At 66.9% G+C, this 14,070-nt stretch carries 20 protein-coding genes; 3 read left to right on the forward strand and 17 right to left on the reverse strand.

Features of this window, described 5'->3' with window-relative positions; all coding sequences use genetic code 11:
• Nucleotides 1–30: 30 nt before the first annotated feature.
• Nucleotides 31–1,047 carry an adenosine kinase gene (locus tag BZF59_RS04245; RefSeq protein WP_086606994.1) on the reverse strand — a complete coding sequence of 339 codons (1,017 nt, stop codon included), beginning with the start codon at nucleotides 1,045–1,047 and terminating at the stop codon, nucleotides 31–33.
• Nucleotides 1,048–1,174: 127 nt separating this feature from the next.
• Between BZF59_RS04245 and BZF59_RS04250 the strand changes: the two genes are divergently transcribed.
• From BZF59_RS04250 to BZF59_RS04260, 3 genes are read left to right on the forward strand one after another with little or no spacing between them, the layout of a single operon-like run.
• Nucleotides 1,175–1,861, forward strand: a complete 687-nt coding sequence (locus BZF59_RS04250; protein ID WP_086606995.1) for an EI24 domain-containing protein — start codon at nucleotides 1,175–1,177, stop codon at nucleotides 1,859–1,861.
• Nucleotides 1,862–1,878: 17 nt separating this feature from the next.
• The gene (locus BZF59_RS04255; RefSeq protein ID WP_245806012.1) at nucleotides 1,879–2,259 is read left to right on the forward strand and encodes a hypothetical protein; all 381 of its coding nucleotides are present in this window, start codon (nucleotides 1,879–1,881) and stop codon (nucleotides 2,257–2,259) included.
• A gap of 60 nt (nucleotides 2,260–2,319) precedes the next feature.
• On the forward strand, nucleotides 2,320–3,261 hold the full coding sequence (locus BZF59_RS04260) for a hypothetical protein (protein ID WP_086606997.1): 942 nt from the start codon (nucleotides 2,320–2,322) through the stop codon (nucleotides 3,259–3,261).
• Nucleotides 3,262–3,265: 4 nt separating this feature from the next.
• On the opposite strand, the gene BZF59_RS04265 is transcribed toward BZF59_RS04260, so the two are convergent.
• From BZF59_RS04265 to BZF59_RS04340, 16 genes are all read right to left on the reverse strand, one after another.
• Complete coding sequence (locus tag BZF59_RS04265) at nucleotides 3,266–3,598, reverse strand: hypothetical protein (RefSeq protein ID WP_086606998.1); 333 nt, start codon at nucleotides 3,596–3,598, stop codon at nucleotides 3,266–3,268.
• Between the two features lie 43 nt (nucleotides 3,599–3,641).
• Entirely contained in the window at nucleotides 3,642–4,007 is a 366-nt protein-coding gene (locus BZF59_RS04270; protein WP_086606999.1) for a HesB/IscA family protein, read from the reverse strand.
• The gene (locus BZF59_RS04275) at nucleotides 4,004–4,498 is read right to left on the reverse strand and encodes a GNAT family N-acetyltransferase (protein WP_086607000.1); all 495 of its coding nucleotides are present in this window, start codon (nucleotides 4,496–4,498) and stop codon (nucleotides 4,004–4,006) included. The genes BZF59_RS04270 and BZF59_RS04275 overlap by 4 nt, the downstream gene beginning before the upstream one ends.
• On the reverse strand, nucleotides 4,495–4,941 hold the full coding sequence (locus BZF59_RS04280; RefSeq protein ID WP_086607001.1) for an SUF system Fe-S cluster assembly protein: 447 nt from the start codon (nucleotides 4,939–4,941) through the stop codon (nucleotides 4,495–4,497). The genes BZF59_RS04275 and BZF59_RS04280 overlap by 4 nt, the downstream gene beginning before the upstream one ends.
• A gap of 5 nt (nucleotides 4,942–4,946) precedes the next feature.
• Entirely contained in the window at nucleotides 4,947–6,122 is a 1,176-nt protein-coding gene (locus tag BZF59_RS04285; protein WP_245806022.1) for a cysteine desulfurase, read from the reverse strand.
• 122 nt (nucleotides 6,123–6,244) lie between these two features.
• Nucleotides 6,245–7,009 (reverse strand): SufD family Fe-S cluster assembly protein, encoded by a 765-nt coding sequence (locus tag BZF59_RS04290; RefSeq protein WP_086607003.1) that lies wholly within the window; start codon nucleotides 7,007–7,009, stop codon nucleotides 6,245–6,247.
• Entirely contained in the window at nucleotides 7,006–7,323 is a 318-nt protein-coding gene (locus tag BZF59_RS04295; protein WP_086607004.1) for a hypothetical protein, read from the reverse strand. The genes BZF59_RS04290 and BZF59_RS04295 overlap by 4 nt, the downstream gene beginning before the upstream one ends.
• The gene (locus BZF59_RS04300; protein WP_086607005.1) at nucleotides 7,320–7,661 is read right to left on the reverse strand and encodes a hypothetical protein; all 342 of its coding nucleotides are present in this window, start codon (nucleotides 7,659–7,661) and stop codon (nucleotides 7,320–7,322) included. The genes BZF59_RS04295 and BZF59_RS04300 overlap by 4 nt, the downstream gene beginning before the upstream one ends.
• 44 nt (nucleotides 7,662–7,705) lie before the next feature.
• Nucleotides 7,706–8,461, reverse strand: coding sequence for a Fe-S cluster assembly ATPase SufC (gene sufC / locus BZF59_RS04305; RefSeq protein ID WP_086607006.1), 756 nt, complete (start codon nucleotides 8,459–8,461; stop codon nucleotides 7,706–7,708).
• Complete coding sequence (locus tag BZF59_RS04310; protein ID WP_086607007.1) at nucleotides 8,461–8,991, reverse strand: hypothetical protein; 531 nt, start codon at nucleotides 8,989–8,991, stop codon at nucleotides 8,461–8,463. Before BZF59_RS04310 ends, sufC begins: the two co-directional genes overlap by 1 nt.
• Nucleotides 8,988–9,575: an endonuclease domain-containing protein gene (locus tag BZF59_RS04315; RefSeq protein WP_086607008.1), complete on the reverse strand. Its 588-nt coding sequence runs from the start codon at nucleotides 9,573–9,575 to the stop codon at nucleotides 8,988–8,990. Before BZF59_RS04315 ends, BZF59_RS04310 begins: the two co-directional genes overlap by 4 nt.
• Nucleotides 9,572–9,898 carry a hypothetical protein gene (locus BZF59_RS04320; RefSeq protein ID WP_143738089.1) on the reverse strand — a complete coding sequence of 109 codons (327 nt, stop codon included), beginning with the start codon at nucleotides 9,896–9,898 and terminating at the stop codon, nucleotides 9,572–9,574. The genes BZF59_RS04315 and BZF59_RS04320 overlap by 4 nt, the downstream gene beginning before the upstream one ends.
• A 145-nt stretch (nucleotides 9,899–10,043) precedes the next feature.
• Nucleotides 10,044–11,525 carry a Fe-S cluster assembly protein SufB gene (gene sufB / locus BZF59_RS04325; RefSeq protein ID WP_086607010.1) on the reverse strand — a complete coding sequence of 494 codons (1,482 nt, stop codon included), beginning with the start codon at nucleotides 11,523–11,525 and terminating at the stop codon, nucleotides 10,044–10,046.
• Nucleotides 11,522–11,959, reverse strand: coding sequence for an SUF system Fe-S cluster assembly regulator (locus BZF59_RS04330; protein WP_086607011.1), 438 nt, complete (start codon nucleotides 11,957–11,959; stop codon nucleotides 11,522–11,524). Before BZF59_RS04330 ends, sufB begins: the two co-directional genes overlap by 4 nt.
• A gap of 96 nt (nucleotides 11,960–12,055) precedes the next feature.
• The gene (locus tag BZF59_RS04335; protein ID WP_143738090.1) at nucleotides 12,056–12,919 is read right to left on the reverse strand and encodes a helix-turn-helix transcriptional regulator; all 864 of its coding nucleotides are present in this window, start codon (nucleotides 12,917–12,919) and stop codon (nucleotides 12,056–12,058) included.
• Between the two features lie 96 nt (nucleotides 12,920–13,015).
• Entirely contained in the window at nucleotides 13,016–13,936 is a 921-nt protein-coding gene (locus tag BZF59_RS04340; protein WP_086607013.1) for a helix-turn-helix domain-containing protein, read from the reverse strand.
• Nucleotides 13,937–14,070: the final 134 nt, after the last annotated feature.

Here is a 14,070-nt window from a genome sequence, read left to right on the forward strand (position 1 = left end):
ACGCCCCCGCGCAGGCGGGGGCGCACCGAATCAGAGCCTTTCGTCCATCAGCTTGAGCATATCCGCCTCCGGCCGCGGGCCGTAGTGCGAGATCACTTCCGAGGCGCAGATCGCGCCGCGCTTGAGGCAGCGGGTCAGCGGCTCGCCCTTGACGTAGCCCGACAGGAAGCCCGCCGCGAACTGGTCGCCCGCGCCGGTGGTGTCGACGACCTTCAGCACCGGCACGGCGGCGACTTCGGCACGCTCGCCATGGGCAATCGCAACCGCGCCCTTTTCGGAGCGGGTCGCGACCAGCACCGGCACCTTGCCCGCGATTTGCGCGAGGCCCGTCTCGAAATCGTCCTCGCCCGTCAGGGTCGCCAGCTCGCTTTCGTTGACGAACAGGATGTCGATCACGCCATCGTCGATCATGCTGCGGAAATCGTCGCCGTGGCGCGCGATGACGAAGCTTTCCGAGGCCGTGAAGGCGATCTTGCGGCCCGCTGCGCGCGCGACCTCGATTGCGCGGCGCATCGCGCGGCGGGGCTCTTCCGGGTCCCACAGATAGCCTTCGAGATAGAGGATCGCCCCGCTGGCGATCAGGTCTTCGTCAAGCGCGGCGGCGGGCAGGAACTGGCCCGCGCCGAGGAAGGTGTTCATCGTGCGCTCGCCGTCGGGCGTGACGAAGATCAGCACGCGGCCGGTGGCGGGTTCGGAATCCTTGTCGCTGGTGGGGCGCGCCGGGGTGTCGAAATCAATGCCGGTGGCGCGCATGTCGTGGCGGAACACCTTGCCGAGCTGATCGTCGGCGACCTGGCCGATGAAGGCGCATTGCAGGCCGAGCGTGGCAAGGCCCGCCAGCGTGTTGGCCGCCGACCCGCCGGAGATTTCGCGCGCGGGCGGCATGGCTTCGTAGAGCGCGTCGGCGCGCGCTTCGTCGATCAGGGTCATGCCGCCGCGGTTAAGCTCGAGCTCCTCGATCAGCTCCTCCCCGCAAGAGGCAATTACGTCGACCACGGCATTGCCAATGGCGATCACGTCGTAACGGGGCGGGGTGGTTTCGGGCACGGCAGGTTCCTCGGATGGCAAAACTGCGCGCCGCCTAGCCGCCTTCGCCCGCTACGCCAAGCCATCTGTGTGCGGTGCAGCATCCCCGCGTTGACTTCACCGGCGGGGCGACGCATCGCAGCGGGCCATGTCTCACGTTCCCGCTGCCGTGACGAAGGCCTTTGGCCAGCTGGGCGACCGCGCCGTGCGCCGGGTCGCGGCCAAGAGCATCGCGGTGACGCTGGCGGTGTTCGCGGCGGCGGGCGTGGGGATCTATTTCGGGCTGGCGACGCTGGTTGCGCAGGTCGGCTGGGACGAGGCTTGGGCCGGTGTGGCGGCGGTGGTGCTCGGTCTGCTCGCTGCGTGGCTGCTGTTCCGCGCGGTGGCGCTGACGGTGCTCCAGTTCTTCGCCGACGAGGTGGTGGCTGCGGTCGAGGCACGGCACTATCCCGCGCTGGCCAAGGCCGCGCAGCCCCTGCCGCTGACGCGCGAGATGGCGGTGGCGAGCCGGGGCCTCATGCGGATGCTGGGCTACAACCTCCTCGCCCTGCCGCTGGCGGCGGTGCTGCTGTTCACTGCGGTGGGGCCGGGGCTGGTGTTCCTCGCCGTCAACGCCGTGCTGCTGGGGCGCGAGTGCACCGACATGGCGTGGCTGCGGCATTGCCGGGGGGCGGAGAGCGCCAATCCCGTGCCCTTCGCCGAGCGGGTGGTGCTGGGCGCGGTGGTGGCGGCGATGATGCTGGTGCCGGTGCTGGGCCTGATCGCCCCGGTGATCGGCGCGGCGGCGGGCACCCATCTGGTGCTGCGACGCCTGTCTGGCGAGGTAGACACATGATCGCGGCGCGGCTGGCCATGACTGCGGGTCTCGGGCTGGCCCTCGCCGCCTGTGCGGGGCCCGGAAAACCCGCGCCCGCACGCGCCCCTGCTGCCGCCGCGCCGCCACGCAGCACCATCGTGGTGGTGCCCCAGGTGATGGCGCCGCAGGGCCTCGTCGGGGTGATCGGATCACCCCCCGCAGCGCTGCTCAGCCGCTTCGGCACCCCCCGGCTCGACGTGGCCGAGGGCGATGCGCGGAAGCTCCAGTTCGCCGGGAGCGCCTGCGTGCTGGACATCTATCTCTACCCCCTCGCCGCCGCCGCCGAACCGACCGCGACCCATGTCGAAGCCCGGCTGCGGCAGGGCGGCGCTCCAGCCGATCCCGCCGCCTGCATTCGCGAAGTCGAGGGGCGGTAACCCCGTCTTAAGCCTGTTCGTGCCATGACCCTGCGCAAGTTTTCAGGGGACAGCACCAGCATGACCACCCAATTCACCGCCGTAGCCAAGGCCGCGCTTGCCGATGGCCGGATCACCGCCGAGGAACTGCTCGCCCTGCGCCGCGAAGGCTGGGGCGACGGGATCATCACCCGCGCCGAGGCCGAGACGCTGTTCGAGCTCAACCGCGCGCTGAAGGATCGCAGCCCCGAATGGTGCGACTTCTTCGTCGAGGCGGTGGGCGAACACGTGCTCAACGGCACCCCGCCCCGCCTGCAATGCTCGGACGAGGAAGCCGAATGGCTGATCGCGCAGATCGAGGCCGATGGCGCGGTCGAGAGCATGGTCGAGCTTGAATGCATGGTGCGCATCATCGAACGCGCCGAGAACACGCCTGACCGGCTCAAGGCCTATGTGCTGGGCGTGGTCGAGCGTGAGGTGCTGAGCGGCACCGGCCCGACCCGCTGCGGCGGCGAACTCGCTGCGACACGTATCACCTCGGCTGAATGCCGGATCATCCGCCGGGTGATCTTTGCTAGCGGCGGCCACGGCCCTGCCGCTGTCACCCGCTTCGATGCCGAAATGCTGTTCCGCCTGAAGGACGCGACCCTCGCCGAGGAAAACGCCGACGAATGGGGCGATCTGTTCATCGACGGGGTGCTCAACTATCTCAAGGGCTTCACCCTCAAGCACGCGCAGCTGAGCCACGAACGCCGCCGCGAGCTGGAGGCCTTCGTCGCCGACAATCAGGCGAGCGTCGGGCGCTTCTTCGGCCGCATGGTGCGCGAGGCGCCCAAGACGGCGAACCACTTCGGCAAGGTGTTCGGCAAGAAGCAGGCCGGCCCGGATTACGGCGCGCAAGCCGCAGCGGGCGCGGCGATCACCGATTTCGAGAGCGAATGGCTCGAAAAGATGATCAACGCCGATGGCGAGGTCGACGAACTGGAAACCCGCCTGATCGAACGGCTCGCGGCGGAAGATTGAGCGCTTAGCTGTCGAACTCGAGCGGGGCGGCGGCGCCACCCTGCTTCGGGAGTGGCCCGCTTGGCGGGACAGCGGGCACAGCGAGGCCCGCCTCCGGCGGCTTGCGCTTGCTGTTGCCGTAGTGCCCGCGCTGAAGCTGCTTCAAAGCTAGCGTGAAATGCACGATCTCGGCCTTGAGCATGATCCGCTCGTTCTGATCTTCGGTAGCGGCGAGACGGGCTTCGAGCGCTTCAAGCTCTCCGGTCAGCCGGTCGACGATCGCCTGCAATTCGCGCGCACGCTGGGCTTTGAGCTCCTCAACCCTCTGAAGCGGGCTATCATTGCTGCGCTTTGCCATGGCGGTGTCTTACCACACCAACACAGCCATGGCGAGTCCCGCCTCAGACCATGAAGCTTTCGCCGCAGCCGCAGGCACCCTTGGCATTGGGGTTTTCGAACACGAAGCCGGCGGTGAAATCGTCCTCGCGCCAGTCCATCACGCTGCCGACGAGATAGAGCACGCTCGCGCCGTCGATGTAGAACACGCCGCCGGGGGTGAGGATCTTCTCGTCGAACTTGGCTTCGGTGGTGACGTAGTCCACCGAATAGGCGAGGCCCGAACAGCCGCGCCGGGGCGTGGATAGCTTGACGCCGATCGCGTCCTCCGGCGCCTTGCTCATCAATTCTGCGACGCGCGCCTCGGCGCTCGGCGTCAGGGTGACGGCGGCCTTCGGAGCGGGGCGTGCAGTCGTGGTGGTCTCGGTCATGTCAGCCTCTTTTGCCAGAACAGCGCGTGCCCGGTGGCGGGATCGAGCTGGTAGTCGCCATAGCCTTCGCGCGCATAGAGATGGCGCGCGGGATTGCCGCTCAACACCTCCAATGTGACCTTGCAGGCCCCGCGCTTCAAGGCCTCGGCCTCGACGGCGGCGAGCAGCGCTTTGCCGACGCCCTTGCCGCGTGTCTCCGGCAGCACTGCGAGATCGTGGATATTGACCAGCGGCGCGGCGGCGAAGGTCGAATAGCCCATGAAGCAGTTGGCGAGGCCGACAGCCCGATCTTCAAGCCGTGCGATCAGCGAGAAAGCCTGCGGGTTTGCCGCGAGGTCGTCCGTCAGCCGCGCCTTGGTCGTCTCGGAGAGCGGCGCGCCGCCGCCCATCGGATCCCGCGCATAGGCATCGAGCAGCGCCACCACGTCCGCCGCATCGTGCGGATCGCGGTAGTCCGCGAGAGTGATCGTGAGGGCCTGTGCCAGCGTCACAGCATCCCCAGTTCGAGCCGTGCTTCGTCGCTCATCTTGTGCGGGCCCCACGGCGGATCCCAGACGAGATTGACCTCGGCATCGCGGATCCCCGGCACGCTCGAGACGCGCAGTTCGACTTCGCCCGGCATGGTCTCGGCCACCGGGCAATGCGGCGTCGTCAGCGTCATGGTGACGGTGGCGTCGCGGTTGTCGTCCACCTCGACCCCGTAGATCAGGCCGAGATCGTAGATGTTGACCGGGATTTCCGGGTCGAAAATCTCGCGCAGCGCGGCGATCACGTCAGCCTGAAGTTCGCTACCATCGCCGCCGACCGCCGCTTCGCCGGTCTTGGCGGCGAGGAAGCCTTCGAGATAGTCACGGTTGCGCGGTGCAGCGGGCGCATCGGTGTCGATCGCATCTTCCACACGGGCGCGCGGGGGTTTTTCGGCTGAGCTGTCCATCGCTCTCATCCTCTTCCAAAAATCTTGCGGGTGCGGGCGATCCCGGCGAGCAGCGCGTCGACATCGGCCTCGGTCGAATAGAGGCCGAAGCTGGCGCGCGCGGTGGCGGGAACGCCGAGGTAATCCATCAGCGGCTGGGCGCAATGGTGCCCGGCGCGGATCGCGACATTGCTCTCGTCGAGGATCGTGCCGAGGTCGTGCGGGTGAATGTCATCAAGCGCGAAGCTGACGATCCCGGCGCTGTCGGCGGGGCCAAACAGCGTGACGTCATTCAGTGCCCCGAGTTCGCGGCGCAGGCGGGCGACCAGCGCCTGTTCATGCGCGTGGATGCGCTGTGGGCCGATGGCGCTGACGTAATCGGCGGCGGCGGCAAAGGCGATCGCCTCGGTGATCGCGGGGGTGCCGGCCTCGAACCGCTGGGGGCCATCGGCATAGGTGGTCTTGGCGAAGGTCACCCGGTCGATCATCGCCCCGCCGCCCTGATAGGGGGGCATCTCGGCGAGCAGCTCCTTCTTCGCCCACAGTGCCCCGATCCCGGTCGGGCCATAGAGCTTGTGCGCGGAGAAGACGTAGAGATCGCATGCCAACGACATGACATCGACCTGCATATGCGGCGCCGACTGGCAGCCATCGAGCAGCAGCAAAGCGCCCACGCGATGCGCCATCGCGGCGGCGCGCGGGGCATCGAGCAGCGCGCCGGTGACGTTGGAGACATGGCCCCACGCGACCAGCTTGTGACGCTCGGTCAGCATCGCCTCGGCCGCGTCGAGGTCGATGCAGTGATCGTCCGTCAACGGGCAGACGTCGATGATTGCGCCGACCTCTTCCGCCACCATCTGCCAGGGCACGATGTTCGAATGATGCTCGGCCTGCGAGAGCAGGATGCGGTCGCCTGCCTTGAGGTTCGCGCGGCCCCAGGTCTGCGCGACGAGGTTGATCGCTTCCGTAGCGCCGCGGGCGAAGACCAGCTCGTCCTCGTGCCCGCCGATGAACTGCGCGACGGTGCGCCGCGCCGCTTCGTAAGCCAGCGTCATCTCCGCCGAGCGGGTGTAGACCCCGCGGTGGACGGTCGCGTAATCCTCCCCCAGCGCGCGCGCCATGGCGTTGATGACAGCGCGCGGCTTTTGCGCGGTGGCGGCGGTGTCGAGGTAGTGCCAGGGTGTGCCGTCATGGGTGACCATGCCGGGAAAATCGCGACGAGCCTCGGCGAGGAGCGCCCCCGCGCAGGCGGGGGCCTCGGTCGGTTCAGTGCCTTGCGGCCTGAGGTCCCCGCCTGCGCGGGGACTCGCAAGGTTGGAATTAGTCACAGCTTGGCCCCCTCCAGCGCCGCCAGCGCCGCGTCGAGCAGAGTCTCGCGCTGGGCCTCGTCGTCCAGCGCCACGAAGGCGTCGCCGATGAAGGCCTGCACCATCAGCCGCTGTGCCGTGGCGGGATCGACCCCGCGTGCCATCATGTAGAAGCGCGCTGCCTCGTCGAGCGCGCCCACCGTCGCGCCGTGGGCGCACTTGACGTCGTCGGCAAAGATTTCGAGCTGCGGGACGGCATTGGCGCTCGCCCCGGCTTCGAGCAGCAGGCCCTTGAAATCCTGCGCCGCGTCGGTCTTCTGCGCGTGGCGCGCGACCTTGATTTCGCCGAGGAAATTGCCCGTGCCGGTGTTCCAGTGGACGGCGCGGATGGTCTGGTTGCTGGTCGCCTCGGGCTCGGCATGGATCACCTGCGTCACGAATTCGCGCGTCGCGGTGCCGCCGCCGATGGTGACGCCGCCGAATTCGAAATGCGCGGCTCTCGCGAGATGCACTTCGACCTCGACGCGGGTGTAATCGCTGCCCGCATTGGTGACGAACAGCTCGGCCCGCGCGCCTTCGCCAAGCCGGATGCGGATGCGGTGCAACTCGGGCGAGGCCGATCCGACCACCATCGCATGACGGCGCGTCTCGCCGGGCGCGAGAGTGATTTCCTTCCACTGGTCGAGCGCCGCCATGCCCAGCCGCGCGAGCGCGTCCATGTCGGCATAGCGCCAGGCCTCGTCACGGCGCGTGGGGAGGGTGAGAGTGGCTGCTTCGGTCATTTCGACCCCTTCTTCATCGCCCGTTCCACCTCGCGCACGAGGCCCGCACGTCTGGTGCGAATGCAGGCATCAACGGCGGCAGTATCGGCGGCGCCTTTGCGCACGCATTTGGTCACCGCGCGGCACAGCTTGTCATCGAGGCTGGCCCGCCCGGTCGATCGATCAAGCCCGCAATGCCAGCGACCCTCGCGATCCTGGCCGACATTGACCGACACGCTGCGCAGATTGGCCAGCACCAAGATCTCGCTGTCCGGCTCGGACAGTGGCAGCGGGGCGACGGGCGCGGCCAGCAGCAGGGCGGCGGCGAGGATCATGACCGCTTGCTCCGGCGTGCGGCAGCAAGGGCGGCAATGCCCGCCTCGCGCCGGGAAACCACGCATTCGCCAATGCCCGCGTCTTTCAGCAGCGCGTCGGCCCGGCGGTTCATCTCGTCCTTGGGCAGCTTGGACTCGCCCAGCGCGACAAATTGCGGCGCAATCGGCGCGATGCATTGCACCATCGCGTCGCAGCCGATAGCGTCAATTGCCTTGTCGCCGGTCGAGCGCTTGGTCTTGCAGGTGACATTGCCCTTGCTGAGCTTCCAGTCGCCGCGCCAGGTGCGCAGCTTGTTGGCGATCACCTCGATCTCGTGATCGACGGGCGGTTCCGCCACCGGTTGGGCGGCAGAGAGCGCCAGAGAAAGTGTCAGCAGGTGCGTCACGCCATCACCGCGTCATAGCCCTCGGCTTCGAGCCGCAGGGCGAGTTCCGGCCCGCCGGTCTCGACGATGCGGCCACCGGCGAGGATGCTCACCTTGTCGGGCTTCACCACGTCGAGCAGGCGCTGGTAGTGGGTGATGAGCAGCACGGCCTTGTCGGGCGAGCGCATGATGGAATTGATCCCCGCGCCCACGATCCGCAGCGCATCGATATCGAGGCCAGAGTCGGTCTCGTCCAGCACCGCGAAGGCGGGGTCGAGGATGCCCATCTGCACCATCTCGGCGCGCTTCTTCTCGCCGCCGGAGAAGCCGACATTCACCTGCCGCTTGAGCATGTCCATGTCCATCTTGAGCAGGCCCGCCTTGTCCTTGGCGAGTTTGAGGAACTCGCCCCCGCTCAAGGGCTCCTCCCCGCGCGCCTTGCGCTGGGAATTGAGCGCTTCGCGCAGGAACTGGACGTTGGAAACGCCGGGGATCTCGACCGGATACTGGAAACCGAGGAACAGCCCCTTGGCCGCGCGTTCATGCGGTTCCAGCGCCAGCAGGTCCTCGCCCCGGAAGGTCACGCTGCCCGCGGTCACCTCGTAACCGGGCTTGCCGCCAAGCACGTTCGACAGGGTCGATTTGCCCGCGCCGTTGGGGCCCATGATCGCATGGATCTCGCCCGCCGGGACGCTGAGCGACAGGCCCTTGAGGATCGGCTTGGGGTTCTCCGGCCCGCCAACGGTGGCGTGGAGGTTCTCGATGATGAGCATTACGGCTTGTCCTTGCTGGCTTCGGCGGCGGCGGCGGCGGCGGCGCTGGCGTCGGTGCGCGCCTTGACCACGCTGGCGTCGCGCAGTTCGATCACGAGGCCCTTGGGCTTGCCCGCCTCATAGGCGGTGCTGGCCGCGTCGGCCCCGGCCATGCGCGAGAGGAATTGCTGGTCGAGATCGCGCCCGCGCGCGACGTGGATCTTGCCGATATTGTCGAACAGGCGGTCCACTTCCTCGGGGCTCATGGTGGTCTTGGCCCCGTCGAGCATGGCGTTCGACTGCGCGATCGACTTGGCCTTCACGGCGGCGCAGCGCGTGATGTCGGTCTGGTGCTGGGCCTCCAGATCGGCCTTGCCCGCAATCGTGCGGTTGGTGACCGTGAGGCAGCGGCGATAATCGGCGACGAAGGGCTGGATCAGGCGCGGATATTCGACCGTCCAGGTTTCCGGATTGTCGTTCTTGATCGCGACGGCGGCCTCGCCAGCGGCTTGCAGGGCAAAGAGGGGGGCAAAAACGAGGGTTGCGATCACGGCTTGCGGCTCCGGGTTGAAGGTCTGGTGCTGGCGGAACGATCCGCACCGCGATCGGTTGCGCGGTCTGTTCCTCTGGGCTTGGGGCGGTCGTAGGTCTGCTTGGGGTTCGCCGCTTTGTGCGCGCGGGCAGCGGCTTTGCGTTCCTCGATCCGCTCGCGCATGACTTGCGTGAGTTGCTTGAGCACCGCGTCGATATCGGTGAGGATATCGGTCGCCGCAATCCGCATCACCTTGATTCCGACGCTTTCGAGGCTCTTGTCGCGCCGCTTGGCGAGGGCATCGTTCTGCCCCTCCTCGTCGATCGCCAGCGCGAGGCCGAGGTTGTGGCAGTTGAAATCGACGATCGCCGAGCCGACGACGGCGAAGCGCTTGAAGGTGTAGCGGCCCAGATCAGCCTTGGAGAACTTCTCGGCCAGCGCCTTGTGCGCTTCGGACGAATGGCGGCGCAGCTCGCGCGCCTGTTCGTGCAGCGCGTCGAGGCGGGAATCCGAAATCTCCCACCCGCGGCCCTTCTTCTTGAGCGCGGGTGCTTCGGCGGTGGCAGCCTCTGGGTTGAGGGCGAGGGTTTTACGGGTGGTCATTGCCAGTTACCCTCGCCGGTTGTGAGCTTGCGAATAGCGAAGTCCTTCAATGCATTCTGGTGGATGCGGGAGACGGTCGTCATTTCCTCGTCGTTTTCATCGAGCTTCCGTCCGAACATTTGTTGGACGTTGTACCGAGAATAGGCCTCGATTGGGCCTTGGCACTTTGCGACTGCGACGTCTGCCTGCGCCCGGTCAACTTTGCCGTCTGGGGCCACTTTCTCAAAACAGCTCTCAATCTTGCTGACGTATGTCGAGCGCTCGTCTGCGGCGACTGCGCCGCCGCAGGCCGCGAGGACGACGCATGCAGAGAGAGGCGCCAAAGCCCTCACCCCACGCTCCCCTCAAGCATACCACCTTCGTCACCCTGAACTTGTTTCAGGGTCCATTTCTCCGCCCGCGCCGTCCGCGCTTGAGGCAGGATGGATGCTGAAACGAGTTCAGCATGACGGGTGTGGCGAGCCTTGGTCATCCCACCGAACCTTCCAGCGAGATCGCCAGCAGCTTCTGCGCTTCGACCGCAAATTCCATCGGCAGCTCTTTGAGCACGTCCTTGGCAAAGCCGTTGACGATCAGCGCCACGGCTTCCTCTTCGCCGAGGCCGCGCTGCATCGCGTAGAACAGCTGTTCGTCGCTGATCTTGCTGGTGGTCGCCTCGTGCTCGATCTGGGCGGTGGGGTTCTTCACCTCGATATAGGGCACGGTGTGCGCGCCGCATTGATCGCCGAGCAGCAGGCTGTCGCACTGGGTGAAGTTGCGCACGCCGCTGGCCGTCGGGCCGACGCGGACGAGGCCGCGGTAGGTGTTGTTCGACTTGCCCGCCGAAACCCCCTTGGAGATGATCGTCGAGCGGCTGTTCTTGCCGTTGTGGATCATCTTGGTGCCGGTGTCGGCCTGCTGGTAATTGTTGGTGACCGCGACCGAGTAGAACTCGCCCACGCTGTCCTCGCCGTTGAGGACGCAGGAAGGATACTTCCACGTCACCGCCGAGCCAGTTTCGACCTGCGTCCAGCTGACCTTCGAACGGTCCCCCTGGCACAGCGCGCGCTTGGTGACGAAGTTGTAGATGCCGCCCTTGCCCTCGGCATTGCCAGGGTACCAGTTCTGCACGGTCGAATACTTGATCTCGGCATCATCCATCGCGACCAGCTCGACCACGGCGGCGTGGAGCTGGTTTTCGTCGCGCATCGGGGCGGTGCAGCCTTCGAGGTAGCTGACATAGGCGCCCTTGTCGGCGATGATCAGCGTGCGTTCGAACTGCCCGGTGTTTTCGGCATTGATGCGGAAATAGGTGCTGAGCTCCATCGGGCAGCGCACGCCTTCGGGCACATAGACGAAGGTGCCGTCGGAGAAGACCGCGCAGTTCAGCGCCGCGAAGTAGTTGTCGCGCACCGGCACGACGCGGCCCAGCCACTTCTTCACCAGATCGGGATATTCGCGGATCGCCTCGGAGATCGAGAGGAAGATCACGCCCGCGCGCAGCAGTTCCTCGCGGAAGCTGGTGGCGACGCTGACGGAATCGAACACCGCGTCCACCGCCACCTTCTTCGCACCCTTGACCCCGGCGAGCACTTCCTGCTCGCCCAGAGGAATGCCGAGCTTGTCGTAGACCCGCTTGATCTCGGGATCGAGGTCGTCGAGCGAATCGAGCTCGATCTTCTTCTTGGGCGCGGCGTAGTAATAGGCGTCCTGATAGTCGATCTTGGGGTAGCCAACCTTGGCCCAATCGGGCTCTTCCATGGTCTGCCACAGGCGGAAAGCCTTGAGCCGCCATTCGAGCATCCATTCTGGCTCGTTCTTCTTGGCGCTGATGAAGCGGACGGTGTCTTCGGTCAGGCCCTTCTCGGCGAATTCGGTTTCGATGTCCGACGACCAGCCATGCTCGTAATCGGCGACCTTGGCCGCGGCTTCGCGCGCTTCCCGGTCCTGAATGTCGATGTTCTCGCTCATGCCAGATGATCCTCGGTCATGGGGGTCGGTGCTGCGAAAGGGCCGCGCAGCTGGGCAAGGGTGATGCCCGCCAGCGCGCCGCGCAGCGCGTTGTTGATGATCGGCCAGTGCGACTTCATGCTGCACCCGGCCTCGTAATCGCAAGGCGTGTGATCGACGCAGGCGGTGAGCGCGATGCGCCCTTCGATCGCCTCGACGATGTCCGCCACGGTGATCGCCGCCGCGGGCCGCCCGAGCTGCAAGCCGCCATGCGCGCCGCGCACGCTGCGCAGCAGGCCCGCCGCGGTCAGCTTCGAGACCAGCTTCTGCACCGTCGGCACCGGCAGGCCGGTTTCCGCCGCCAGCTCCGCTGCGCTCACCCGGCCATCGCCACAATGCGTGGCGGCCTGGCACATCGTGATGACGGCATAATCGGCAAGGTTGGACAGGCGCATTTGCGAGCGGTTCTCAAATTGGACGGAATCGTTCCGATTTCCAATTAGGAGCAAAACGCTCGCATTACAACCGCCAAAGCCGGGCTGGCGAGTGGGTTACTCGGCTGCAGCCTTCAGCGGCGTGCCCGCGTCCCCATGCGCCGCCGGATCGAGCATGTCGCGCGCCAGTGACTGCTCGCGGAACTGGGTCGGCGTGCGCCCGGTATAGCGGCGGATGTCGCGGATCAGATGCGCCTGATCGAAATAGGTCGCCATCAACTGGTCATGCAGATCCCGGCTGACCGCGGGCTGTGACAGCATCATCGCGGCGCGCAACGCGCGGAACCGTTTGAGCACCTGCGCCGGTGCGACGCCGAAGAAGCGGCGGCTGATGCGCTGGAGCTGGCGGGGGGAGACATCGACGCTGGCGTGAAGATCGGCCAGCGCAGGATCGAACCCGCTCGCCAGCCAGCCAAGGATCGCATCGACCACCGCGACATGATCCTCACGCAAGCCATGCGGGCCTGCGGCGATGACGGCGGTGAGGTGTTGGCACAGGTCTTCGGGCGCGATCCGCCCTTCGTCGCAGGCGATCGCGGCGGCTTCGAGCGTGGCGATCTGGTCGGGGGTGAGCACAGCCTCGGCGGGGATCAGCCGGTCGTGCACTTCGTCCGCCGGGAGATTGGCGAGCCGCTGCCAGGCGGTGTGCGTCAGCGAGGCACCCACCTGCAACACCGGGCCCTCAAGCACCGCATGGGCGCTGCGCATCTGCGGGGCGTTGATGAACACCCGCGCGGATTGCCCCGTGCTGCCATCGGCGAAGGTAAAGCGTATCTGCCCGCGCACCATCACCAGCAGCTGCGCGGCATAGGCGGGCACAGGTTCCTCGATCGGCGCTGCGCCGGTCTCGATGATGTAGAAGGTGTTGACCAGCCCCGCGGCCTCAGCCGGGGGCGCGATCATCGTGGTGCGGTACTGCAACCCTGCCCTCTCCTTGCGGAGACCCCCTTGGTTGGTGCGGTGCGACCCGCCGCGCTTTTGCGCAAATACGCAACTCTTGTCGAGAGGGCGTGCAGGTCAGGGCCCCAGTTCGCGCAGGTTTCGCGCGTCGATCATCTCGGCGAGGTAGGGCGTGGACGGATCGCCCAGCCGCGCCGGGGTCCGCCCGACGAAATGGGCGATCTCGCGGATCATGTGCGGCTGATCGAAGAAGGCCTCGGCAATCTCGGCCTCGTCCTCCAGCGACAATTGCGGGGCCGAGAGCAGCGCGGCGGCGCGCAGGGCGCGATACTTGCGGGCAAGCGCGCGCGGCGGCAGGCCGAAATAGCGCTCGACCAGCCGCTGCACCTGCCGCCCGGAATAGCCCGCCACGCCGGACAGCTCGCCGATCTCGGGATTGAACGATGCGCCCAGCCAGCGGGCGGTCGCCGCGATCAGTTCGAGATGGCGCGGATGGATAGGCTTCACCTTCGCGCCGATGAAATCGCCGACGGCCAGCGCGCAGTCCCGCCCGCTCATGCTGCCTTCGCGATAGGCCGCGATCAGCCGCTCGCCCAGTTCCGCAATCTCTGGTCCGAGCACGCTGGCGGCGGGCAGCAGCCGGTCCTTGTGCTGCCCGGCGTGGAGCCCCGTCAGCGCCGCCCATCCGACCGGAGAGAGCGCCGCGCCGATGGCATGAAACGGCCCCTCGACCTCGATCGGCGTCGCGCGCGAGAGCGGGGTGAGCAGGCCCACGGCATGATTGGGATCGCGGTGACCCTCTGCGAAATGCATTTCACCGGTGCCGTGCGGGAACATGCAGAGCTGCCCGATCGCGGCGGGCTGGATGTCGCGGATCACCGGCTCGTCGCAGCGGAAGTGGTAGAGCGTGGTGACGAAGGGCGCGATGGGCGCAGGCGGGGCGATGTAATCCACCGCGATCAGCGCAGCTGCGGTTAGCTCCCCCTGCGGGACCGGCTGATTGCGATCGAGATCGGGAGGGGCGGTTGGTGCGTCCATGGCGTGCGGCGCGCACTATTGCCGCTTTTGCGCCCCCCGTCAAAAAAGCGGAGCAAAGTCAAAAGCGCGAAAAAAAGGCGGCGTCCCTGGAGGAACGCCGCCTATCTGAGTTGAGGAACTCTTTGCATCTCTGC

The sequence above is a fragment of the Erythrobacter donghaensis genome (assembly GCF_002155425.1).
In the GTDB taxonomy this organism is placed as follows: domain Bacteria; phylum Pseudomonadota; class Alphaproteobacteria; order Sphingomonadales; family Sphingomonadaceae; genus Erythrobacter; species Erythrobacter donghaensis.